This is a genomic window from Stenotrophomonas sp. YJH_SMC_120, assembly GCF_059368675.1.
In genome coordinates this window covers 69,693-93,255 of record NZ_JCAFRY010000003.1, presented here as the reverse complement: position 1 = coordinate 93,255, position 23,563 = coordinate 69,693, and the positions used below count along the sequence as shown (strand labels likewise).

The 23,563-nt window shown below is 65.9% G+C and carries 25 protein-coding genes; 7 read left to right on the top strand and 18 right to left on the bottom strand.

The annotated features are described in order from the left end of the window. The 17 genes from AC5P60_RS06480 to AC5P60_RS06400 form a co-directional block, all read right to left on the bottom strand. On the bottom strand, window positions 1-771 hold the full coding sequence (locus AC5P60_RS06480; protein ID WP_014648846.1) for a glycosyltransferase family 2 protein: 771 nt from the start codon (window positions 769-771) through the stop codon (window positions 1-3). Next, window positions 761-2,446, bottom strand: coding sequence for an ApeI family dehydratase (locus AC5P60_RS06475; protein WP_483693397.1), 1,686 nt, complete (start codon window positions 2,444-2,446; stop codon window positions 761-763). Before AC5P60_RS06475 ends, AC5P60_RS06480 begins: the two co-directional genes overlap by 11 nt. Beyond that, window positions 2,439-2,990 (bottom strand): COG4648 family protein, encoded by a 552-nt coding sequence (locus AC5P60_RS06470; RefSeq protein WP_005414874.1) that lies wholly within the window; start codon window positions 2,988-2,990, stop codon window positions 2,439-2,441. Before AC5P60_RS06470 ends, AC5P60_RS06475 begins: the two co-directional genes overlap by 8 nt. 22 nt (window positions 2,991-3,012) lie before the next feature. Next, the gene (locus AC5P60_RS06465; RefSeq protein WP_005411609.1) at window positions 3,013-3,270 is read right to left on the bottom strand and encodes an acyl carrier protein; all 258 of its coding nucleotides are present in this window, start codon (window positions 3,268-3,270) and stop codon (window positions 3,013-3,015) included. A gap of 17 nt (window positions 3,271-3,287) precedes the next feature. Continuing rightward, on the bottom strand, window positions 3,288-3,545 hold the full coding sequence (locus AC5P60_RS06460) for a phosphopantetheine-binding protein (protein WP_005411610.1): 258 nt from the start codon (window positions 3,543-3,545) through the stop codon (window positions 3,288-3,290). Then, window positions 3,532-4,329, bottom strand: a complete 798-nt coding sequence (locus AC5P60_RS06455) for a lysophospholipid acyltransferase family protein (RefSeq protein ID WP_005414875.1) — start codon at window positions 4,327-4,329, stop codon at window positions 3,532-3,534. Before AC5P60_RS06455 ends, AC5P60_RS06460 begins: the two co-directional genes overlap by 14 nt. Beyond that, window positions 4,322-5,065: a beta-ketoacyl synthase chain length factor gene (locus AC5P60_RS06450; protein ID WP_483693399.1), complete on the bottom strand. Its 744-nt coding sequence runs from the start codon at window positions 5,063-5,065 to the stop codon at window positions 4,322-4,324. The genes AC5P60_RS06455 and AC5P60_RS06450 overlap by 8 nt, the downstream gene beginning before the upstream one ends. 217 nt (window positions 5,066-5,282) lie before the next feature. Beyond that, a complete protein-coding gene (gene cydB, locus AC5P60_RS06445) occupies window positions 5,283-6,296 on the bottom strand; it encodes a cytochrome d ubiquinol oxidase subunit II (RefSeq protein ID WP_483693400.1) in 1,014 nt (337 codons plus the stop codon). A 1-nt stretch (window position 6,297) separates the two neighbouring features. After that, the gene (locus AC5P60_RS06440) at window positions 6,298-7,695 is read right to left on the bottom strand and encodes a cytochrome ubiquinol oxidase subunit I (RefSeq protein ID WP_049448215.1); all 1,398 of its coding nucleotides are present in this window, start codon (window positions 7,693-7,695) and stop codon (window positions 6,298-6,300) included. Window positions 7,696-7,824: 129 nt separating this feature from the next. After that, window positions 7,825-9,024, bottom strand: a complete 1,200-nt coding sequence (locus AC5P60_RS06435; protein WP_483693401.1) for an ABC transporter permease — start codon at window positions 9,022-9,024, stop codon at window positions 7,825-7,827. Window position 9,025: 1 nt separating this feature from the next. After that, window positions 9,026-10,324, bottom strand: coding sequence for an ABC transporter permease (locus tag AC5P60_RS06430; protein ID WP_483693402.1), 1,299 nt, complete (start codon window positions 10,322-10,324; stop codon window positions 9,026-9,028). A 33-nt stretch (window positions 10,325-10,357) separates the two neighbouring features. Next, complete coding sequence (locus AC5P60_RS06425) at window positions 10,358-11,176, bottom strand: hypothetical protein (RefSeq protein WP_123959232.1); 819 nt, start codon at window positions 11,174-11,176, stop codon at window positions 10,358-10,360. Then, window positions 11,173-12,384 carry a hypothetical protein gene (locus tag AC5P60_RS06420; RefSeq protein ID WP_483693404.1) on the bottom strand — a complete coding sequence of 404 codons (1,212 nt, stop codon included), beginning with the start codon at window positions 12,382-12,384 and terminating at the stop codon, window positions 11,173-11,175. Before AC5P60_RS06420 ends, AC5P60_RS06425 begins: the two co-directional genes overlap by 4 nt. Window positions 12,385-12,436: 52 nt before the next feature. Further along, on the bottom strand, window positions 12,437-12,748 hold the full coding sequence (locus tag AC5P60_RS06415) for a hypothetical protein (protein WP_123959242.1): 312 nt from the start codon (window positions 12,746-12,748) through the stop codon (window positions 12,437-12,439). A gap of 267 nt (window positions 12,749-13,015) precedes the next feature. After that, the gene (locus AC5P60_RS06410; protein ID WP_483693405.1) at window positions 13,016-13,231 is read right to left on the bottom strand and encodes a hypothetical protein; all 216 of its coding nucleotides are present in this window, start codon (window positions 13,229-13,231) and stop codon (window positions 13,016-13,018) included. Next, window positions 13,228-13,881, bottom strand: coding sequence for an RNA polymerase sigma factor (locus AC5P60_RS06405; protein WP_483693406.1), 654 nt, complete (start codon window positions 13,879-13,881; stop codon window positions 13,228-13,230). Before AC5P60_RS06405 ends, AC5P60_RS06410 begins: the two co-directional genes overlap by 4 nt. Before the next feature lie 36 nt (window positions 13,882-13,917). Next, on the bottom strand, window positions 13,918-14,247 hold the full coding sequence (locus AC5P60_RS06400) for a hypothetical protein (protein ID WP_005411618.1): 330 nt from the start codon (window positions 14,245-14,247) through the stop codon (window positions 13,918-13,920). A gap of 168 nt (window positions 14,248-14,415) precedes the next feature. Here AC5P60_RS06400 and AC5P60_RS06395 point away from each other — a divergent pair, with 168 nt between their 5' ends. The 7 genes from AC5P60_RS06395 to AC5P60_RS06365 all read left to right on the top strand — a co-directional run bounded on the left by AC5P60_RS06395 (window position 14,416) and on the right by AC5P60_RS06365 (window position 22,814). Then, window positions 14,416-16,788 carry a S9 family peptidase gene (locus AC5P60_RS06395; protein WP_285311705.1) on the top strand — a complete coding sequence of 791 codons (2,373 nt, stop codon included), beginning with the start codon at window positions 14,416-14,418 and terminating at the stop codon, window positions 16,786-16,788. Then, window positions 16,785-17,204 (top strand): NUDIX hydrolase, encoded by a 420-nt coding sequence (locus AC5P60_RS06390; RefSeq protein ID WP_005411620.1) that lies wholly within the window; start codon window positions 16,785-16,787, stop codon window positions 17,202-17,204. The genes AC5P60_RS06395 and AC5P60_RS06390 overlap by 4 nt, the downstream gene beginning before the upstream one ends. A gap of 30 nt (window positions 17,205-17,234) precedes the next feature. Further along, the gene (locus tag AC5P60_RS06385; RefSeq protein ID WP_111118213.1) at window positions 17,235-17,795 is read left to right on the top strand and encodes a hypothetical protein; all 561 of its coding nucleotides are present in this window, start codon (window positions 17,235-17,237) and stop codon (window positions 17,793-17,795) included. A gap of 35 nt (window positions 17,796-17,830) precedes the next feature. Then, window positions 17,831-18,952: a hypothetical protein gene (locus tag AC5P60_RS06380; RefSeq protein ID WP_111109178.1), complete on the top strand. Its 1,122-nt coding sequence runs from the start codon at window positions 17,831-17,833 to the stop codon at window positions 18,950-18,952. Between the two features lie 37 nt (window positions 18,953-18,989). Further along, window positions 18,990-20,603, top strand: a complete 1,614-nt coding sequence (locus AC5P60_RS06375; RefSeq protein ID WP_483693408.1) for a hypothetical protein — start codon at window positions 18,990-18,992, stop codon at window positions 20,601-20,603. Between the two features lie 54 nt (window positions 20,604-20,657). Next, window positions 20,658-21,554, top strand: coding sequence for an oxygen-dependent coproporphyrinogen oxidase (gene hemF, locus AC5P60_RS06370; RefSeq protein ID WP_099497360.1), 897 nt, complete (start codon window positions 20,658-20,660; stop codon window positions 21,552-21,554). A 96-nt stretch (window positions 21,555-21,650) separates the two neighbouring features. After that, a complete protein-coding gene (locus tag AC5P60_RS06365) occupies window positions 21,651-22,814 on the top strand; it encodes a hypothetical protein (protein WP_495201713.1) in 1,164 nt (387 codons plus the stop codon). A gap of 42 nt (window positions 22,815-22,856) precedes the next feature. On the opposite strand, the gene AC5P60_RS06360 is transcribed toward AC5P60_RS06365, so the two are convergent. Beyond that, complete coding sequence (locus AC5P60_RS06360; RefSeq protein WP_024957711.1) at window positions 22,857-23,336, bottom strand: DUF421 domain-containing protein; 480 nt, start codon at window positions 23,334-23,336, stop codon at window positions 22,857-22,859. Window positions 23,337-23,563: the final 227 nt, after the last annotated feature.

Sequence of the window (23,563 nt, the reverse complement as noted above, 5' to 3'; positions counted from 1 at the left end):
TCAGCGCTGCCCCCGCAGGCGGCGCCACAGCAGCCGCGGCGCACGCCAGAGCATGCCGAAGAACAGGCGGGTATGCATGCGGCTGATGCGCACGTTGTCGCGCCACACATCGAAGTGCGACACGCCATCGGATGGATAGGTCACACGCGTGGCCAGGTGCTCGACCGGTAGTTGCCGCCAGTACAGCCGCACCATCACTTCGGTATCGAAATCCATGCGCCGGCCGATGGTCTCTTCACCGATCAGGCGCAGCACTGGCGGCAGTGGATACACGCGGAAGCCACACATGGTGTCGCGCAGGTGCAGCGACAGCGTGTTGATCCAGACCCAGATGTGGGTGGCGTAGCGGCCATACAGGCGCGCCTTGGGAACACTGGCGTCGTAAGCCGGAATGCCGCAGATCACCGCCTCGGGATGGGCGCGCGCGGCTTCGATGAAGCGTGGCAGGTCAGTGGTATCGTGCTGGCCGTCGGCATCGATCTGCAGCACGTGGCTGTAGCCACGCGCGCCGGCCTCGGCAAAGCCGGCCAGCATCGCCCCGCCCTTGCCCTGGTTGACGTCCAGGCGCAGCAGGTCGACGCCCTGGCGCTGTGCCAGCGCGCGCAGCACCGCCGCGCACCCATCGTGCGAACCATCGTCGACCAGCAGGCAGGGCAGTCCCGCAGCCTGCACGCCATCGACCACCGCCGCGATGGCGTGCTCGTGGTCGTAGACAGGGATCACCACCAGTGGCGCGAATGCGGCACCGGCAACGGCCGGATCAGTCCGCATCAGCGAAAACCACCCTGCCGCTGGCATGCACACCGTGGCTGGAGGTGTAGCGGAAGGCCAGCACGTTGCGTGCGGCATCCCAGTCCAGCTGCAGGGTCAACTCGTCACCGGGGCGGGCCACGTGCTGGAATTTCACCGCATCCATGCGCACGAACGCGCCCCGCATCACAAACGCCTGGCGGGCGAAGCGCACCGCCCAGTCCAGCTGCGCCACGCCGGGCAGGATTGCCGCCTGCGGGAAGTGGCCCTGGAACGGCCGCAGCGCCGGGTCCAGGGTCATGCGCAGGGTGGCGCTGGCGGCATCGCGGTGATCCCACGCCGGCACCGGCATCAACGGCTGGAACAGCGCCGCCAGCGCGGCCTGGGTCACCTTGCCCTGCGCATTGATCGGCAGCGCCTGCACCAGGCGCCAGCGACGCGGCCGGGTCACTGCGTCATGCGCATGCGCCAGGCGGGCGCCAAGGCGCTGGCCCAGCGCACGGCGCGCGGCGTCGCCGCCCTCCAGCAGCGCCGGATCGGCCGGCACCACCACGGCGGCCAGCTGCTCGCGCTGCCCGGGCAGCACCAGCACGCGCGCGTCATCCACCTCGGCGTCTTCGCGCAGCGCGCGTTCCAGCGCATCCAGCGACACCCGGCGTTCCTCGATCTTGACGATGCGGTCGGCCCGGCCCAGCAGGCGGAAGCGGCCGTCGGCCAGGGCTTCGACACGGTCCTGGGTGCGCCACCAACCGGGGGTGTCCAGGTGCGCCGAGGCCACCGCCAGGCAGCCATCGTCGATGCGCCACTGCACGCCCGGCAGCGGCTGCCACGGCGGCAGGTCGATGTCCCAGCGGCGCCAGGCGATGCCGCCGGTCTCGCTGCTGCCATAGACCTCGGTCGGGGCCACGCCCAGCCACTGCCGCACCTGCCGCGCTGCGTCTTCCGGCAGCGGACCACCGGAGGAGAACACCGCGCGCAGGCGGCCATGCAGGCTGGCCCAGTCGAGCTGCCCGGGCAGGCGCTTGAGGTGGGCCGGCGTCGCCACCAGCACCGTATCGGTACCGGCCAGCGCACCCACCAGGTCTTCGTGGAAGAACCGGCGCGGATGAATCAGGCGGCCGGCGGCCAGCGGCCACAGCACGCGGAACAGCAGCCCGTAGATGTGCTGGTGGGACACCGTGCCATGCACCTGCACGCCTTCCAGCTGCGCGCCGAACGCAGCCTGCAGCGCATCCACCTCGCGCGCCAGCTGGTCCATGCGCTTGTTGATCGCACTGGGCTGGCCCGTGCTGCCGGAGGTGAACACGCACAGCTCGCAGGTGCGCTCGTCCAGCACCTGCAGTTCGCCGTCCACGCCAACGGTGGGGGCAACCAGCGCTCGGTAGTCGGCGGAAACATCACCGGCGAAACCGCTTACCTGTGGCTGCAGCGCCTGCAGCGTGGCCGGCAGGTTGTCGGCAGCCAGGAACACCCGCTTGCCGGCATGCCAGGCGCCGAACAGCGCAGCAGCGAAGGCCACCGCATCATCGAAGTACAGGGCCCAGTCACGGCCATCGGCAGCAGCAAAGGCCGCACGCCAGGCCAGCACCCGCTGGCGGAAGCGGGCATGGTCGATCACCTCGCCATCGCACACGCCGATGCTGCGCTGCGGCTGCGGGTCCACCAGCAGCCGGTCCAGGGCAATCCACTCAGCCATGCGCGTGCGCTGCCTTGACCCGACGCCGCACCAGCCACTCACCTGCAAACAACACGCCCATCATCACGTACGCCAACAATCCGTTGTAGAGCATCCAGACCCGGTCCGACGCGTAAAGCGCGGTCAGCAGGGCCAGGCTGCCGTTGAGAACGAAGAAGCCACACCACACCTGGGTGACGCGGCGGGTATAGGCCACCGCGAACGCCGGCAGGTCCGGCTCCTGCAACCGCGCCAGGCGTTCCACCAGCGGCGGGCCGAAGCGCAGGCTGGTGCCGAACACCGCCAGCATCACCATGTTGACCAGCGCCGGATACAGCTTCAGCGGCAGGGCCTGGTTCAGCACGGTGGCCAACACGGCCAGCAGGCCGGTTCCCGCGGCGGCGGCCCACCACAGCGGCTGGCGCGTACTCAGCGCACGCAGCAGGGCCAGGGTGAACAGCAGCAGCGACAGCCAGCGTGGCTCGAAACGGCCCATCGCCAGGTACACCAGCACCGGGTAGGCCAGCGAGATCGCAGCCACCACGACCGTGCGTGCGCGTGCCATGGCGGAGCCGCCGGCGCTGCGGTCAGGCGGCTGCCTGGTCCGGCAGCAACCCATGCACGACATCGACGATGTCCTGCACGGTGCGCACGGCCTTGAACGCTTCCGGCTGCAGGTTGCGGCCCAGCAGCGGCTTGAGCTGCACGATCAGGTCGACCGCATCGATGCTGTCGATATCCAGGTCGTCGTACAGGCGTGCCTCGGGGGTGATCCGGGCGGTTTCGATCTCGAAGCTGTCGGTCAGGATGCTGACGATGCGTTCGAACAGTTCATTCTTGGTCATGGCAATTCCTGGCGCCGTTACGACTGGCGGGCGGCGACGAACTCGCCGAGCGCGCGCACGCTGGAGAAATGGCGACGGGTTTCTTCCGAATCGGCCGAGAGGCTGACACCGTACTTCTTCTGCAGCGCCAGGCCCAACTCCAGCGCGTCGATCGAATCCAGGCCGAGGCCCTCGACGAACAGCGGCGCGGTCGGATCGATGTCCTCCGGCGTGATGTCCTCCAGCGAAAGGGAGGAAATGATCAATTCCTTGATCTCGTGCTCAAGTGCTTGCACGGGGCGGCTCTCCAGACAGGTCGAAATAACGAGAAAGGTGCTCGGTAACGCGGCGTGCCGCCAAGGCATCCCCCCTTGGCGAGTCGTCTTCGGCCAAGAAAGGCGCGATCGGGATATCTTCGCCGATCTGCAGCCGAACGTGAAAGCGACGTGAGGGGACACGATACCACTTCTGTCCCTTGGTCAGGGTTGGCGGGCTGCAGGTGATCCGCACCGGGGTGACGTCGATGCGGCCCCGTACGGCGATGTTGGCGGCCCCGCGCTGCAGGCGCGGCGGCTGCCCGGGCACGCTGCGGGTGCCCTCCGGGAAGATGACCAGGGTGCCGCCGGCATGCACCGCGGCCACGCAGTCATCGACCAGGCCGGCGCCATCGTCATTGGAGATGTAGCCGGCGGCCCGTACCGGACCGCGCATGAACGGGTTGCAGGCCACGGCCCGCTTGACCACGCAGTCGGCGTTGGGAAGCAGCGAGATCAGGCAGACCACGTCGATCAGGGTCGGGTGGTTGGCCAGCACCAGCAGGCCGTCACGCTGCAGGCGTTCACCACCCTCGATCTCGTAGGTCATCACCCCAAGCCCGCGCATCAGCCGCAGATGGCTGGCGAACGCGACCTGGACCACGCGCCGGGCGCGCCGGCGACGGGCCACCGGGTCCCGCATCAGCAGCAGTACCGGCATCACCAGGACGCCGAGTAGCAGCCCGCCCAGGCCAAACGCAACAAAGCTCAGGCCGGTGCCAAACACCCGCCAGGCGTGGTCGAGGCGGCGCGGCAGCTCACTCACGGCGGCCCCAGCGCCAGCGCTGGCCATGGGCCACGTGCTCCAGCGCTGGCGCGCCGGACAACAGGAAGCGATGCAGGTCCAGCGCGTGCGGCAGCAGGCCGGGTACAGTGCTGGCCTGGCCGTCGGCCGGCTGCCACTGCAGCGCCAGCGTCGGCCGGCCCCCTGCTGGCGCGGCCAAACGCCAGCACCAGGCGAAGAACGGGTCGGGTTCGTCGGCGAACGTCGCGTAAACCTCCGGGAGCGGCGACTCGTAGACCACCACCCGTACCTCGCGGGCGCCATCGGCAAGCAGGCCGACGGCCTCCAGGCACGCGGCTTCGACCGTTGCCTGGCCAGCCGCCAATGCCAGGTAGTTGCCGCGATGGCCGCGGGCGATTGAATACAGCGCGGCGATCGCGTTGTGCACCGACAGGCCAAATCCGGTGGGCGACAACGGCTGGTCGCCGACCAGCGCCCCCAGCAGGTCCATCGAACGTGCGACGTCGCCATGGCGGCTGGCGAACACCAGCGGCACGTCGCTGTCGGCCCCCTGCCCGTCCTCGCACCAGCACGCGGTCTGGATCGCCATGCGGCCCAACCGCTCGATGCGACGGCGTTGCATTGCCGGAACCTCTGCCAGTGCCGGCGTATCCCCGCCGTGCGGCAGGTACGGCGCTTCGGCCCAGCCCAGCCACTGGCTACGCTCGCTCAGGCCGGGCGCCCACGCGGCCCAGTCGACGATGGAGAATTCAATCATTTAGCGTTGGTGCTTCAACGGGAGAACGATAGGCACGAGCCATTACGGCGACGCGCGGCGGCCCCCCATTCCTGCAGCCGTGCGTCCGTCCAGGACGTCGCCGGCTGCCCCCCTGGCTGCCGGAAAGGAGCGCACGCTAGCACGTCCCGCCCGGGGTGTGCAGGTTTCACATTCCCCAACACGGGGCCCGGCACCGGCGGGCCCCGCCTTCAACCCATCAGTGGTAACCGGTGTCGGCGTGCACCTTGCCGCGGAACACCCGGTACGACCACGCCGTATAGCCCAGGATGACCGGCAGCAGAATGACCAGCCCGACCAGGGTGAAGCCCAGCGAGGAGGCCGGCGCGGCGGCCTGCCACAGGGTCATCGACGGCGGCAGCAGGTACGGCCACATGCCCAGCACCAGGCCAAGGAAACCAAGCACGAACAGCGCCAGGCTGAGCAGGAACGGCGCCAGGTCGCGGCGCGGATGGGTCGCACTGCGCCACAGCGCGACGGCCACCGCCAGGGTCAACAGCGGCACCGGCGACAGCCACCAGAAGTTGCCGTCGCTGAACCAGCGGGCCATCAGCCGCGAATCGAGGAACGGCAGCCAGCTGCTGACCAGGCCCATCGCTGCGATCACCGCCACCACCAGCGGCCGGGTCATCTGCCGTGCCAGCGCCTGCACGCGGCCTTCGGTCTTCAGGATCAGCCAGGTGCTGCCCAGCAGCGCATAGCCGGCCACCAGCGCGGCACCGGTCAGCATCGCGAACGGGCTGAACCAGGCGAACGGTCCGCCCTGATAGACGCCGTCCACCAGCGGGATGCCCTTCACCAGGGTGCCCAGGATCACGCCCTGGGCAAAGGTCGCCAGCAGCGAACCGAGTCCGAACGCCACGCTCCACAGCCGGCGCGACCGGTGTGCCTTGAAGCGGAACTCGAACGCCACGCCGCGGAACACCAGCGCCACCACCAGCAGCAGCACCGGCAGGTACAGCGCCGACAACAACACCGCATAGGCCTTCGGGAACGCCGCCAGCAGCCCGGCGCCACCCAGTACCAGCCAGGTCTCGTTGCCGTCCCAGATCGGCGCGGCGGTGTTCATCATCAGGTCCAGCTGCTCCTCGTCCTCGGCGAACGGGGCCAGGATGCCGATACCGAGCACGAAGCCATCCAGCACCACATACATCAGCACGCCGAAGCCGATCACCGCAAACCACGCCACCGGCAGCCAGGTCATCAGGTCCATGTCAGCGCTCCTCCAGCGGTTCGTCGGCCGCCGACAGCGGGCGTGCCGGGGTGTGGCTGCCGTGGTCCAGCGACGGCCCATCATCATGTGGCCGCGGTCCGTGGCGCAGGATCTTCACCAGGTACCAGATGCCCCAGCCGAACACGAAGGCGTAGCCAACGACGTAGACCGCCAGCGACAGCGCGGTCATCCACGCACTCTGCGGGCCGACCGCATCAGCAGTGCGCAGCACGCCATACACCACCCACGGCTGGCGGCCCATCTCGGTGACGAACCAACCCGACAGCAGCGCGATGAAGCCGCTGGGCAGCATCCAGTTCCAGCCGCGCAGCAGCCACGGCGAATCCAGCAGCTTCTTCCGCCACAACTGGAACGCCGACACCCAGGCCAGCAGCAGCATCAGCGTGCCCAAACCGACCATGATGCGGAAGGCGAAGAACACCGGCGTCACCGGCGGCCGCTCGTTGGACGGTACCGAGGTGAGCGGGTCGAAGGTACCGTCCAGGCTGTGGGTGAGGATCACGCTGCCCAGCTTCGGGATGGCAACTTCGAAATCATTGCGCTCTTCCTTCTCGTTCGGCAGCGCGAACACCACCAGCGGTACGCCCTCGCCCTCCTTGGTTTCATGCCAGTGCGCTTCCATCGCCGCGATCTTCATCGGCTGGTGCTTGAGCGTGTTCAGGCCATGCATGTCGCCGACGAAAATCTGCACCGGCACGGTCAGTGCCGCGAACGCCACCGCTGCGATCAGCATGCGCCGGCCCGCTTCCACGTGCGTGCCCTTGCGCAGGTACCACGCGCCCACGCCACCGATCACGAAACAGGTGGTGATGAACGAACCCAGCGCCATGTGCGCCAGCCGGTACGGGAACGAGGGATTGAACACCACCTGCCACCAGTCCACCGGATGCACCACGCCGTTGACCATCTCGTAGCCGGCCGGCGTATGCAGCCAGCTGTTGGACGACAGGATCCAGAACGTGGAGAACAGCGTGCCCAGCGCCACCATGCAGGTGGACAGGAAATGCAGGCGCGGCGAGACGCGGCCCCAGCCGAACATCATCACGCCGAGGAAGCTGGCTTCCAGGAAGAACGCGGTCAGCACTTCATAGGTCAGCAGCGGGCCGATGACCGTGCCGGCCACCTCGCTCAGCCGTGGCCAGTTGGTTCCGAACTGGAAGGCCATGACGATGCCGCTGACCACGCCCATGCCGAACGACACCGCGAAGATCTTCTGCCAGAAGAAATACAGCTCGCGCCACACGGGCAACTTCGTGCGCAGCCAGCGCCATTCGATGAAGGCCAGCCAGCTGGCCGTGCCAATGGTGAAGGCGGGGAACAGCACATGGAAACTGATGACGAATCCGAACTGGATCCGGGACAACAACAACGCGTCCAAGGGACGCCTCCTGCCTGTGACCGGTGGGATACCGGACCACTTTAGGAGGATTTCGTTAAGACGGGATGCGACCGGGTGACGCGCTGCTTCACTTTGTCGCAGGTGAAGCTGGGTGACAGGATGAATGGGCTACAGGGGCTTCAGCAGGGTCAAGGGCGGCTCCTTGGTGATTCGCAGGGCCTGGGGTACCAGTGCAGTCAAGCAGGCCCCCATCACCAGCACGACAGCGCTCGATATCGAGAACCACGGTGAACCTGTGCTGCCGTCCTGCGGCGACCCTACCCACTGCAACGACAACGCGCCGAGCAGGGTGCCCAGCGTGGTGAACAGTGAAACCTCGAACATGATTTCGGCAAAGATCACGGATCCGCGAGCACCCAATGTCCGTCGAACCCCAATGGAGTGCCGGCGCCGATCAAGCCACGCGCCCACAACTCCGGAAACGCCAGCCATCAGCACACCGAGAACAACGGCGGTCATGACCGCGAGCACGGTCGTAGCGAAGCGATCAGCTTTGACGTAGGCGTCGCGATAACCCGCCAGCGTCTCGACACCGGCTGGATGCATGATCCGATAAGGCCGCTGCAGCGCATCGGCGGTGCGATCAAGCGATGAACGATCAACCTCCGACTTCCACTTCGCCAGATAATAGCGACTGGCGCCCATGGGAAGGCCCGGGAGCAGCACCCACTGCGAATCTCGCTCATTGCCGCCTGGCGCCGGTCCAGCAACAGACGCAAATACGCCCACGATGACCCGGCTGCTGCCGGGGCCGAAATACAGGTGGCGGCCAACAGCATTCCCCGTTCCGAACAGATGGGCAGCCAGCGATTCACTGATCAGCACCACCGGAGCGCCTTCAATCGTGTCGTCCTCCGTGGCATCGCGCCCCAGGACGATTCCCGCGCCCAGCATCGCCAGCAAGCCAGAGCTTGCAGTTACAACGGGAACGCGATCACATCCAGCAACGTCTGCCGTGCCCGCGTTCATCGAATGCACCATGGCCGACTCACTGGTGCATACGCCGTATCGATGGGCTCTTCCCCCGAACGGAACAGCGTCGCTCACAACCGTGTTCTGAACACCGGGCAGCCGGATCGCGGACAGGTCTGCCCGCAGCACTGCCGCATCCGCGCCGTCTTCGACATCAGAGACTCTGACCACACCAATCGATGCTGCCTCCCGGATGCTCCCGGCGTTCAATCTGGCAAAGCTGTCCAGCGCAGATTGCAGTGCGAACGCACATGCCAGGCTTGCAAGCGCTGCCTGCACTGCAAGCAGTGCGGCGCTTCCCAAATGTCGTCGGGTCTCCCTCATCGATTCGAACATTTCAGGCAGCCCCCTTCGCGAAGGCACTCGACAGGGAGCTGACCCTGCAGATTTCAAACGACGGGACCAATGAACAGAGCAGCGTCGTGACGACTCCCAGGCCAGCGGCCATCAGCATTGCCCCAGCATGCATCGCCGTTATCGCGCTGGGCAGAACGTCTCCCGCAGCAACCACCCGGATTCCCAGCGTGTAGGTGACGACAGCGAGCACACTGCTTGCGGCTCCCGCCGCGATGGATTCCCACATGAGCTGGATGAACACGTCCCGACGTCGCGCTCCCAGTGCACGTCGTATCGCGAGCTCCCGCCGACGGCGCCCCAGACTGAAGCTCAGCAGCGCCGCCGCGTTGACGATGCACACACCGAGAAGGATCAGTGACAGCCGAAGCTGCATCCTGGCCCGCTCTGGAACCAATCCCAGCCTGTCCAGCCACTCCATCAACGGCCAGAGTGCCACCTGCTGGGTGCCTGGTTCGATCCGAAGGCCCTTTGTCTGTGCATAGGCATCCAGATTCGCCCGGTAGGCGGCGACATCGTCCGCGGTGGGTAGCCACGCCCACAATTGGAGCCATGACACGTTGGCTCCTGCAGGGTCCGTGTCCTGGTCACCCCCCCAGATCGCCGTCCCATCCACAACAGTCAGCCTGTCCGCGATTGCGGTCTCAACCGGCAGGTAGATCTCGTCAGGTCCCACAAACGGCCGGCGTGTGAGATCTCCCTGAAACATCGGCACCGGATGCCAATCCTCCGCGACACCCACAACAGTGTAGGTGCGCCTGCCCAGTTCCAACCGATGACCAACACAGTCCTGCGCACACTCGCGCTCGGCGAGCGCACGCGACAGGACCACTATACGACTCGCAGCATGCCCCTCCTCGGCGGTCCATGCGCGCCCTTGAACAACAGCAATGCCAAGAACACTGAACACTTCGGACGTTGCGAATCTCGCACGCAGCCTTGCGCTGGAGGCTCCCGGCCGGGAGAGCGTCACCGCCCCGCCCGCCATGGCGGCCTGCTTCCACGACCTCCCCTGGCCCAGAAGCGCCTTCGCATCCGGCCAGGTCAGTGCCTGTCCCGGATCCGGGGAACCACTGCGCAGAGCATCTGGACGCGCGTCAAGGTACGGGCGGAACAATGCGGAGCTCCGGCCCGGCGCGGGATCCGACGATGCCTGGAGAACAATGGAGAGCATCACGGTCGTGATCCCCACCCCCGCACCCAGCATGAGAGCGATTGCCAGATGAGTGCCGATCCGTTGCTTGAATCGGATCAACGACATCCTGATGTAATAACCGTGCACGTACCCTCCTTGGCTTTTGCAGAGCCCTCAACTTCAACTCGACGGAACTCCCCGTAGAAGAAGTTGCTCTCCTTCTTTCAGCTCACCTATTCCAGCCATGTATGGACTGCAGGCGCAGAAGGTGAGGCTTTCGTCCTCTTGGTACACCAAGATCTCGCCCATCCTGCTGTCGAAAAGCTCCCGGCATGCATGAACAAGGGCTGGAAAATCCCCAAGATCCGCCTTGGGTCGCCCCCTTGGGAAACTCAATGCGAACGCTTCTCCGTGATAACTACATATTATTGGGATGCCTTGCGGCTGTTCGACGAAGAACGGATGCCACTGCTGCTCCCCTTCTGCGACATCAGAATCACCATTCCACCGGAAGTAGGACCAGACTGACTTCTGTACGGATTTTTCCAGACGCGACATATCAGGCATTCGATGACCGAACCCAAAAGCGAACCGTGGCGTTTTGATGTCTGGGATACGCTCGGAAAGAAGCTTCCACTGCACATTCAAGGGGAGAAGTGATCTACTCACTCCGCGAGGGCCAATTCCGTGTGCCAGTGCGTGCGCTCGCGACAGAACCGAACCCAAAGCCGTGTGTGCCCAGTTCTCATGCAGCCCGAACGCACGAAGACGCTTTCCAATCTCGGTGCAAGAGAGATCGAAGACTCTGTTGATGATATAGGCGGACCACATGCTAGGAATCGATTTTTCCACTACAGGTTCAATGATCTCAGCCTCCTGAACGCACCAACTTCGAGTCAGCTCATCCAGATGGATCACACTTACACCCTGGACATCTCTCAGCACGGCTGCGACGACGTCCTCCGGATCGGAATGGATGACAATGGTTGGAATCTTCATGCGACGCTCTCCAGCGTATCCCTTGGCACTTTCTGGCTGTACTTGTCCCTGATCTCATCCTGAATTTCATCCACGACCGCCATCAGCTGCATCGAAGGTGGGGACTCCAGTACAAATAGCGTCGATATCTTCCGTTCGATGAAGAATCCTCCTGCCACTTGCATCAGTCGTCGCTTCATTCTCCTCCCTGCCTCTTCTCCAATCCCAGCACCGAGGCCAACCAACCTGCCGAGAAGATGATGGATGGCGTAGTAGACAAAGACCGCGTGCGCCAGTGAATGGTTCGGAATGAAGTTACCTGACCATGGCGAAACCGGGCGAACTCTGATTGCACCTGACATGAACTTCCCATGCACCTCTTCATAGGCGGAGAGGTACGAGTGGATGGACTCATGAAGAATTGCCTCTGCACAAATATCCACGGTCATTTCCGGCCTGTGGACATTGAGGATTCGGATACAACCTGCATGAATCGACCGATACTCGGATCCAAGATTCAGAGGTGAGGCCTGATCACCCCACTCGATCGACTTCCTCACGAGCACACGCCTTGTGAATGTTCGAATCAGGAGACCCAGATGTGGAGTGGCTTCGTCCACCAGCCTTATGGCTGCTTCCAGCTTCTCTTGGATTACGGCAAGCTCTTCTGATGAGATGCTCAGGAATGGATTGCAGAAGGTTCCGCTCTCTGGCTCGTGTCGACGCGCCAGCCCACTATCCACGTCCAGAGCGATCACATCTCCCACCTTTGCGCGCTCGACCTTCTCTGATCCGGATTCATGCCGCCTGAGCACCCAGTCCCCAAGGGGGCTTTCAACTCCCTTCCCTTGGTGACGTTCGCCCATTTCGCTATGGATGGGAGCAACTGGACACTCCGCCATTGCGGCGAGATGAAGCGCTTCGATGGTCGTGACAGGCCTTCCATCCGTATCTTCATGGGAGACTCCATGTGGATCATCCATGAATCCAGAAACCCACGGGGAGCCAAGCAACCTTCTTCTCGCCGCTGGATCCAACTGCTTGAATGCTCTTTCAAAATCCTCAACACGCTCTTGATTCTCAAGCCGCTCATCTCTGAATTTTGAAAGAGCCTCACCCAAACGACGCGGAGTCATTTCAAACCATGCGTCCAGCAGCACCGAGCAAACGTCAACCGTTCTGCATGGATCTTCAATTGCTCTCCTGAGATCCTCTATGGAAGTTCTCATCAACCTCTCCTTGGTGACGGACGGCCACCCCCATGGGGGACCGTCCGCGTTCTTAGACGTTGAACTTCTGGGCGTCAGGAACTACGTGCGCAAGCTGGAGATCTTCTACATCACCTGACGAGTAGTGACCGCAGTGGGTACCACCGCTTGAGTAGTTGGTACATTGAACACCCGCGATCTCGTTGTCGGCGGTTCCTTCTTGCAACCCCGCCGCACTGACGAGAGTGATGTCCAGCACAGAGGCGTTCTGGATCTGCGTGAGATCGTTGGACGCACTTTCCTGCGACGCAGATGCGATTCCGGATAGACCAAGCATTGCAATGAGTGCCGGAGGAAGAAGCACGGACTTGCAGATCTTCGACATTATTCAGCTCCTTTGAAGTTGATACTGCTGGATATGGCCGTGAGCTTGCGCGACTCCTGGCCAGCGTCAGCGATTGCTGACGATTTAGACTTTTCCAGCAGAGTCATCGACATCAATAGCAGCAGAATCCTTTGCAACTATCCTCAGTGCGGGGATCTTTTCGTAGCGTCTGGAGATGACGCAATCCGTCGGATACGGGGGATTCACCGAATCAGCAACATTGGGAATGGCGGAGGAAAATTCACGCCGGATACGACTGACAATCGATTAATTCCAGAAGTACCAGGCTGCTGCAGCCAACAGCGCGCCAAACAACACAACCTGCACCACCACATAGCCCACGCCACCGTCGCGCGACTCAGCGGCAATGCGCTTCTGCAGCGCCTCGCTCACATCCGGCGTTTCTTCCTGCTCCGCCTGCTCGCGCAACGCCTGCGCCAGCGCGCGCCTTTCCGCATCGCGAGGGTCGGTCGGTGGGTTCACAGCAGTTCTCCGGCGGCGGCATGCCGCGTCAGTTCCTGCTTCAGGACCTGGCGCGCGCGGTGCAGGTGGCTCTTGATGGTACCGCGTGCCAGCCCGGTCACCTGTTCGATCTCGGCCAGATCGAAATCCTCCAGGTAGTGCAGGCCGACGATCAGGCGCTGCGGTGCACTCAGCCGTTCCAGCGCCGCGCCGAGCTGCCGCCCTGCCTGCAGCGCCTCGCTCAGCTCAACCGGGCCCGGGCCTTCATCGCCGATCCCCAGTTCCTCCGGCACCTCCACCGCCACCATCCATTGCGTCTCCAGCCGCCGCCGGCGCAGGTGCTGCAGCGCCGTGGTGTAAGCGACCCGGGATACCCAGGTACGCAACGAAGATTCAAAGCGGAACCGGTGCAGCTGGCGGAACACGGCCAGGAAGGTTTCCTGCAGCAGGTCAGCCACCTGGTCGCGGTCGCCCACCATGCGTCCGATCACATGCGCGCAGGTGCGCTGGTGGGCTTCAACCAGTTGCGCGAAGGCCGCCTGCGAGCCATCGATGATGGCCCGCACCAGGGCCTGGTCCGCATCCAGCGGTGCAGCGGGTGCCGCCGTCGCCGCTGTATCGTGGCGGCGACGGCCCCGCAGTGCCGACAGTGCTTCGCCGAGCAGGCTCATCTACGGGGCGCCCCCTGTGCCCGTGGCACGCCTGCCTCAGCCCTTGCGTGCAGCAGGGCGGGTGAAGTGCCAGGCCAGCAGCTGGCCGAGGCCGGCGCTGCCGACCAGTGCGGCGGCGGCGCCGAAGGTCAGGTCACGGGCACCCATCGCTTCCAGCAGGGCCATGGCCAGCGCCAGGCAGACCAGGCTGATGCCCCAGCGCAGCGCGCCCTGGCGGCGGCGCTCTTCTTCCAGCACGGCCAGCGAGCGGATCACTTCCTCGGGCACGTGCGGGGCCACCAGCTTGCTACGCGCGCGGGCATCGGCAATGGCGTGGATCGCGTAGGCGATGCAGATGAAGAGGGTGATCGGGATGAGTTCCTGCATGGTCGGGCTCCTGTTCGGTGGATGATGCGGGTTCAGGAGAATGGATGCGCGAGGCCGGCCAGCGGTTGCACTACTTTGCCAATCCCGCTGCCATGACCTGTGGCCCCTGCCCCCGGCCCTTGCGGCTGCTACGCTTGGCCGGTTTTCCTCTACTGGTGCCGTCCGCCCATGTCCCGAGTGCTGCCCCTGTCCCTCCTGCTGTCGGCCGTGCTGGCCGCACCGGCCGCGCATGCCGCGCCGACGCCGATCACCATCGAACAGGCCATGGCCGACCCGGACTGGATCGGCCCGCCGGTCGAGAAGGCCTGGTGGTCGTGGAACAGCCAGCAGGTGGAGTACCAGCTCAAGCGCAACGGCAGCCCGGTGCGCGATACCTTCCGCCAGCCGGTGGCCGGTGGCGTGGCCGCGCAGGTGGCCGATGACCAGCGCGGCACCCTGGACGTGGCCGAGCCGGTCTACGACCGCAGCCGCAGCCGCAGCGCCTTCGTGCGCAATGGCGACGTGTTCGTGCGCGACCTGCGCAGCGGCGCGCTGACGCAGCTGACCCGCAGCAACGAGCGCGCGGGCAACGTGAACTTCGCCGCCGACAATGGCGTGATCTGGCGCGTCGGCCAGAACTGGTTCCACTGGACCGCCGCCAGCGGCGTGCAGCAGGTGGCCAGCCTGAAGGCCGAAAAGGATCCGCGTACGCCGCCGAAGGCCGACGTGCTGCGTGACCAGCAGTTGCGCACGCTGGAAACCCTTCGCCGCGACCGTGACCAGCGCGAAGCACTGAAGGACCAGGACCAGCGCTGGCGCCAGGCCGACCCGACCCGCGCGCCGGGCCCGGTGTACCTGGGCGCCGACGTGGAGATCGCCGACAGCGTGCTGTCGCCTGACCTGACCCACCTGGTCGTGGTGACCAAGCCGAAGGACTTCGATGACGGCCGTGGCGGCAAGATGCCGCTGTACGTGACCGAGTCGGGCTACGAGGAAACCGAAGACACCCGCACCCGCGTCGGCCGTAACGGCTTCGAGCCGCACACGCTGTGGTACGTGGACGTGCGCACCGGCAAGGCCGAGAAAGTCTCTCTGGCCGGCCTGCCGGGCATCAGCACCGATCCGCTGGCCGAGCTGCGCCGCAAGGCCGGCAAGGACGCGCTGAAGGGCGAGCGCAGCCTGCAGGTGATGAGCGACTTCATGGGCGGTGGCATCCGCTGGAGCCCCGATGGCCAGCAGGCCGCGGTGATGCTGCGTGCCAACGACAACAAGGACCGCTGGATCATCAGTGTCAACGCCGCCGACGGCCGCGTGCAGAACCGCCATCGCCTGACCGACAATGCCTGGATCAACTGGGGCTTCAATGATTTCGGCTGGATGGCCGATGGCCGCACGCTGTGGCTGCTGTCCGAGGAATCGGGCTTCTCGCACCTGTACACCCAGGCCGGCACGGCCAAGCCGCAGGCGCTGACCAGCGGCAAGTGGGAAACCTCGGCGCCGGTGCTGTCGGCCGACGGCAAGGGTTTCTACTTCCTGTGCAACCAGCAGGCGCCGCATGACTACGAAGTCTGCGCGGTCGACACCGGCAGCCGCCAGGTGCGCGAGCTGACCAGCCTCAACGGCGTGGAAGACTTCTCGCTGTCGCCGGACGGCCAGCAGCTGCTGGTGCGCTACTCCGGCGCCTACCTGCCGGCGCAGCTGGCCGTGGTACCGAGCACCAGCGCAGGCCAGGCCCGCGTGCTGACCGACACCCGCACTGCCGAGTTCAAGGCGCGCCAGTGGATCCAGCCGAAGCTGGTGGCGGTGCCGTCCAAGCATGGCGCCGGCGTGGTCTGGGCCAAGTACTACGAGCCCGAAAACAAGGAACCGGGGAAGAAGTACCCGATCGTGATGTTCGTGCACGGCGCCGGCTACCTGCAGAACGTGCACCAGCGCTACCCGGCCTACTTCCGCGAGCAGATGTTCCACAACCTGCTGGTGCAGAAGGGCTACATCGTGCTGGACATGGATTACCGCGGCAGCGAGGGCTACGGCCGCGACTGGCGTACGGCGATCTACCGCAACATGGGCCACCCGGAACTGGAAGACTACAAGGACGGCCTGGACTGGCTGGTCGACACCCAGCAGGGTGACCGCGACCATGCCGGCATCTACGGTGGTTCCTACGGCGGCTTCATGACCTTCATGGCCCTGTTCCGCTCGCCGGGCACGTTCAAGGCCGGCGCCGCGCTGCGCCCGGTGGTGGATTGGCACCAGTACAACCACGGCTATACCAGCAACATCCTCAATACCCCGGACATCGATCCGGAGGCGTACCGCGTGTCCTCGCCGATCGAATACGCGCAGAACCTGCAGGACAACCTGCTGATCGCCCACGGCATGATGGATGACAACGTGTTCTTCCAGGACTCGGTGAACCTCACCCAGCGCCTGATCGAACTGCACAAGGACAACTGGTCGATCGCACCGTACCCGCTGGAGCGCCACGGCTATGTGCGCGCCGATTCCTGGCTGGACCAGTACAAGCGCATCCTCAAGCTGTTCGAGCAGAACCTGAAGTGAGCAACGCCGCGGCCACGATCCACATCGTGGCCGCGGTCATCCTGGATGACCGCGGCCGGGCGCTGGTGGTGCGCAAGCACGGCGCCAGCCGCTTCATCCAACCGGGCGGCAAGCCCGAACCCGGCGAAGCGCCGCTGCAGGCGCTGGCCCGCGAACTGGACGAAGAACTCGGTGTGCAGCTGTGCGCCGAAACCGCCATCGCGCTGGGCACCTTCGAGGATTGGGCGGTGAACGAACCCGGCCATCGGGTGCAGGCACAGGCCTGGTGGGTGCGGGTGGACGGCACGCCACAGGCATGTGCCGAGATCGCCGAACTGGCCTGGGTGCCACTGCAGCCGCCGCATGGCCAGCCCTTGGCACCGTTGAGCGAACACCATATCCTGCCGGCCGTCGCCACCCGGGTGACGGCCCGCTGATCGCGCGGGCACCGATTGCAAGGACACCGGATGTCAATGTCGATCCCGCCGATTCCCTCGCTGGTCCAGCCGACCTATCACGCCTGGGTGCGCCCGATCGCACACGCTTCGTTCTGGCTGTCGCTGCTGCTCACGGTGTACTTCGTGATGCAGGGACTGCTGCTGTGGCCGCTACACAACCTTCCGATCTGGCATCTGGTTGAGAGGGAAGTACAAGACCAGCACCTGCACAGCCTGACCTGGCTGTTGGCGCATCCGGTGGCCGCGTCGATGATTGCCGCGCTGCTGTGCCTGGCCTCGACGCTGGCCAGCTGGGGCCTGCTGCGCGAGCGCAGCTGGGGCCTGTGGAGCTTTGTGGTGATCCTGCTGCTGAGCGCATTGGCCAACTTTGCGATCGCCGGCTGGTTGGACGTGTTCATGCGTGATGTCATCCCGTTTCTCTCCGACGACGCCGTCCTGCAGCAGGAACTCCATCTGAAACGCTGGTTGATCACGCTGACCGTAGTGGCCATGTCATTGGTGCTCCTCGGCCTTCAGGGCTGGCTGGCCTGGCGCCTGTTGCGGCCGGACATCCGCTCGCGCTTCCACTGAGCCACACCCCTTTCCCGCATGACAAGGACCGTCGCTTGCGCTTGCTGCCCCTTCTCCCCGCATTGCTGCTGTTGACTGCGCTGCCTGCCGGCGCCGATGCGCTGCAATGTGGCGAGTACCGCAGCGCCGATGGCGGCATGGCGCTGGTGTTCACCACTCCCGGCAGCGGCTACCACCACGATGATGGCAGCGAGCCGCAGCCGCTGTGGGTTGATCGCGGTGCGGCACAGACGCGGTTGGTCATGCTCGACGATGGCGTGGCGCAGCCGATCCGGATCAGCGCCGATGGGCAGCGCATCGAGCACGACCGGGTGGTGCTCTACACCCTGCGCCAGCCCCGCGCCTGCGCCAGCGAGCCCAGCGCGATGGATGGCAGCTGCCGCGCCGCTGGCAGCCACTGCGTTGCACGGCTGCCCACGGCCTCACCCGGCCAGGCCCAGCGTGCGTGCAGCGAAGGCGTTGGCGCGGGCTGCTCGGCGCTGCTGCGCCAGCTTCGCGATGGAACAACTGTAGCCGGCAGCGATGACACCAGCCCCGCGCGCTTCGAACGCCCGCCCATCTGCCGCGAACACACGCCCGGCCATGACCCGCAGGCCTGCGAGACGCTGACCGGCGATGCGCTGGCCGCCGCCATGCAGAAGGTCGGTGAACGCCTGCAACAGGAAGACGAAGACATGCCGGATTCACCGCTTCCGGCCGCTGCACGCGATCGCCTGCAGCAGTTGTGCCTGCAGCACCGCAGTGGCCGCTTCTGCGTCGAAGTAGCCGCACAGCAACTGATCGCGCTGGAGCCCGCATTGGCGGTGCAGGCGCTGCAGGTGGTCTGCGATGCCGGCCGCACCAGCGGCTGCGAACGCATCGCACCGCTGCGCGGTCCCGGCACCGACCTGCGCCTCGTCCCGGCCCAGCAGGTGCCCTGCGGCCGCTACCAGGCCGATGGAGGCGTGATCGACAGGCTCGACTTCGGCGATGGCACCCGGGCCCGCCTGCAGAACGGCGCCATCCACCTGCAGCAGAACGGCGAAACCCTTGTGCTGCGCCAGCTCGGCAACGGGGATCTGCTCGGCATGGATGCACAGACCGCCTACCAGCGTTACCAGCCCGTGCCCGGCACGGCAGAATGTACGCCCCCGCGCGAGGGCCGTGGTTCGCCGTAGCGCCTGGAGTTTCCCGTTCGATCGTCAAGGAGACGACATGCATTCACCCGCACCGCGCCAGCGCTGGCTGGCCTGGGCGCTGCTGCTGGCCGCACCGATGGCCGCCGCACAGTCACCGCAATGCGGCCTGTTCAAGGCCGACGAAGGCAGCAGCACGCTGCGCATCAGCTCACCCAACCGTGGCGAGCAGAAGCACTTCGGCAGTGCACCGTCTCCGGTCGCGTTCCAGCAGATCGACGGGAAGCTGCAACTGGTGAACCTGGAGTACGGCCTGCCCAGCCCGCTGCAGGTAGGTGATCGTGGCCGCACGGTCGAGGTGGATGGCACGACCTACATCCTGCTGACCCCCGAACGGTGCGCCGCCGCAGCCACGCCGGCTGAAGGCAGCTGCCTGGCCAATGCCGTGGCCTGCCTGGACAACCGTCACGAAGCCACTCCGGCCGCGCTGGAAGCAGGGTGTCGGGAAGGCGTGCCCGGCATGTGCCTGCAACTGGCTGATCGCTGGCGTGATGAAGCCAAGCCTACGGTGAAGGCCGATCCTGTCCAGCAGAAGGCGGCCCTCGACGCCGCCCTGTCCGGCATCAAGCTCCCCGCTGCCTGTGACAACGGGGGCTTCGAACAGGAAACCCCGGCATGTGCCGCCGCGCTCGAGGCCGACCCCGCAGTGCAGGCGCAGCTGGTCAAGGCCGCGATGACGGCAGCCATGACCGAAGCCATGGTGACGATGACGGCGCCGACCGTGCCGGTGATCATTCCGGCTGAGCGGCGGCAACAGTTGTTGCGGCTGTGCCGCGAGGTAGCGCATGGCGGCTTCTGCGAGCGGGTGGCCGAACTCTCCTGGGACGCGGGAGATCCCCTGCTGGCGGTGCAGGCGCTGGCTGCGGCCTGCACACCGGGCAACGACACCGCCACCTGCGAGCGTCTGCCGGCGTTGCAGGCGCTGGGCGCATCATTGCGACCGCAACCGGCAACGGCCCTGCCCTGCGGCAACTACCGGGCCGATGGCGGTCTGATGGACACGCTGGACTTCGGTGACAACGGCTTGGTCGGCGTTGGCTGGAACAGCCATCTCCGCGCCCGCGTCAAAGAGGGCGACATCCGCATCCGCCACGACAGGGGCGGCGACTTCGTGCTGCGTCCGCTGCCTGGCGGCCAACTGCTGGGCCTGGATACCTGGACCCGCTTCCAGGTGTTCACCCCCACTGGCGATGGCCCGGGCCGCTGCAGTGCACCGAAGCAGTACACCGTGCTGCCGCTACCCCAGGATTGCCCGCAGGCGCTCGCTACCGGCGGGGCGGAAGCCTGCTGCGCGCAGGGCAGGCTGCAGGGCTGCAACATACTCGGCAACCGCCTTGCGCTGTCCGGGCACTGGCTGCAGGCCGCCGAGCACTACACCACGGTCTGCCGAGCCGGCGTCCGCGAGGGCTGCGAGAACCTGGTCACGGCCCAGGGCAACGATGCCGAGGTGGATGCACATGCACTGCTGGACCGGCTGTGCAAGGCCGACCGCAGTGGCCTGCACGTGGCCTGCGACGTGCTCGGCACCCAGAACTGGAAACTGATCGATCTGGGCCGCGCGCTGCAGAAGGCGGCCGATGACGCGGCATCAGACGACACCCCGCCGCCGCGCCATTCCAACCGCAAGCGCTGAGCCGGCCAGGGCCTGTCCGCAGCTTCGGGCGGGCCCTGCGGTAAAGTACGCGCCATGAACGAATTCGAGCGCGTGCGCGCCTACCTCACCGACCTGCAGGACCGCATCTGTGCGGCGATCGAGGCCGTCGATGGCCGGGCCCGCTTCCAGGAAGACCTGTGGCAGCGTGCCGAGGGCGGCGGTGGGCGCACCCGCGTGCTGCGCGACGGCGCGGTGTTCGAGCAGGCCGGTATCGGCTTTTCCGATGTGTCCGGCAGCCGCCTGCCGCCGTCGGCCTCGGCCAACCGCCCGGAACTGGCCGGCGCCTCCTGGCGCGCCACCGGCGTGTCGCTGGTGTTCCACCCGCTCAACCCCTACGTGCCGACCACCCATGCCAACGTGCGCTTCTTCCAGGCACAGCGCGACGGTGAAGTGGTGGCCAGCTGGTTCGGCGGCGGCTTCGACCTGACCCCGTTCTATCCGTTCGACGAGGACGTGCAGCACTGGCACCAGGTGGCACGCGATCTGTGTGCGCCGTTCGGCGACGAACGCTATGCCGCGCACAAGCGCTGGTGTGATGAGTACTTCTTCCTGCGCCACCGCAATGAAACGCGCGGCGTCGGCGGGCTGTTCTTCGACGACCTGCACGGCGACTTCGAGCGCGACTTCGCTTATCTGCGTGCGGTCGGCGATGGTTTCCTCGACGCCTACCTGCCGATCGTGCAGCAGCGCAAGGACACCGCGCATGGCGAGCGCGAACGCGAGTTCCAGCTGTACCGCCGCGGCCGCTACGTGGAGTTCAACCTGGTCTACGACCGCGGCACGCTGTTCGGCCTGCAGAGCGGCGGCCGCAGCGAGAGCATCCTGATGAGCCTGCCGCCGCGGGTGCGCTGGGAGTACGGCTTCGCCCCGGAAGCGGGCAGCGCCGAGGCGCGCCTGGCCGACTATCTGGTGCCGCGCGACTGGCTCTGATCTTCCGGCGCCACGCCTGACGCGTGGCGCCTTCTCGCGCCTGTGGTGCGCCCTGCACCGGACAGGCCCTGCTCTGCCTCCTTCAAGGATGACCCCATGTCTGTTGCTGTTCCCTTCCGCCCTCGCGCCGCGGGCTGGCGTGCCCTGCTGGTGCTCGCGCTGGCCTCGGCCAGCCTGCCGGCCGCCGCGCAGTCGATGGCCTGCGGCACCTACAAGGACAGCAGCGGCAACACCACGCTGACCCTGGAGAGCGAAGGCCACGGCTTCCTGTCCGGCCCCTACCAGGCCACCGAGGAGCTGCGCATCGCCCGCCAGGAAGACGTGCTCGGTACCGGCAACCTGTCCACGGGCCAGCTGGAAAACTGGTACTTCTCGGACAACGACCGCACGATCAGCACGCCCTATCGCGAGTTCACCCGTGAGCACGCCGCCGCCTGCAAGACGATGCCGCAGCCCGTCGAGGACGGTTGCGTGATGAACACCTCCGAGTGCCTGGAGGCGCTGCCAGAGGCCGCACCCGTGAAACTGCACGCCTGGTGCGCCGAGGGCGTGGGCGCAGCCTGCATGCGCCTGCTGGAGACCTACCAGCAGCAGGCCAAGGACGCAGCGCCCAGAAAGGAAGAACCGCCGATTCCCGAGATCTGCAGGGAGGAGCTGCCCTCGTTCGACGCCGAGGGTTGCATGACGGCAGCCAATGAGATTGCCTCGGAAATGATGGGCAAGGCCCTGCTCGGCCTGCAGCATTCCGTGGATCCGCCTCTGCCACCTGCACAGCTTGATGAACTGATCGGCCTTTGCCGCGTGCAAAAGGGCGAAACGTTCTGCGCCGACACCGCCGAAACCTTGTGGAGCAGTGGCCGCCTGCAGCAGGCCCGCGATGCGCTGCAGCGGTCCTGTGCGCAGCGCGCGGATGCCCCGGCCTGCGGTCCGGCCAAGGACCTTGCCGTTCTCGCCAGCGCCCCCGCGGCAGCGCTCACGCCGGTGCCGGCCGCCGCACTGCCCTGTGGCAGCTTTGAAGCCGAGCGCAGCGTGCTGTCGCAGCTGCGTTTCTTCGAGGGTGGTGTGGTTGAGGCCGGTGGCCGCGAACAGCCACTGCGGGCAAGCCTGAGCGACGGCCGCATCCTCATCCACCGCGATATCGGCAGCGACTTCGTGCTGCAGCTGCTGCAGAACGGCAACCTGGTCGGTATCGACAGCGGCAATCGTTTCGCCTACTACGAGCGCAAACCGGCGGCCGGCACTACCCGCTGCACACCGTGAATGATGCGCTGTAGCGCCGAGCCCATGCTCGGTGCTGCACGATCAGGTGCCCTTCCGCGGAAGGATGGTGATGTGCCCGGTCGTCTCCAGCAGGGCGATCTGCACATCCTCGATCCGCAGGCCACCCTGCTGGCGCAACGCAGCATCGAAATCGGCCCGGCTGATCAGTTCGCGGCGGAGAACACCCTCCAAAAGCCGGCCATCGCGCGCGATTACGGTAGGTTCTCCTTCGATCATCCGCTCCATGCGTCGATTCCGGGTGGTCAGCCAGCCCACCCCATAGTTGAGCAGGATGAGGGTCGCGGCCAGCAGCAGGCCGCCGCCCAGCGAGGTATCGGTGCCAAGCAGCGCGTTCTGCACCGCATTGCCCAGCAGCACGATCAACAGCACGTCGAAGGGCGTGATCTGCCCTAGAGCCCGCTTGCCGCCAAGCCGGACCATGCCCAGCACCACGACATAGACCACCACCGCGCGCAGGATGAACTCCCACCAGGGCATTGCCAGTGCAAACAGATCGGGCATGGTCTTCCCCTGTGGAACGGTAGCCCAGCCTAGCACCAAGGATCTGACCCCATCCCTGGTGCTGCGGCGGCACAAATAAAAAGCCCCGCTGACCAGGGGGAGGTCAACGGGGCCGGGGAACGGGCACTTGGGGAGGAGTCCCCGTTCCGAGATCTGCTCCAGGGGATGGGAGAGATCCACAACAGGCGTTGCGCCTGTCGAGAGTTATAGAAGCACTCCGAACACTA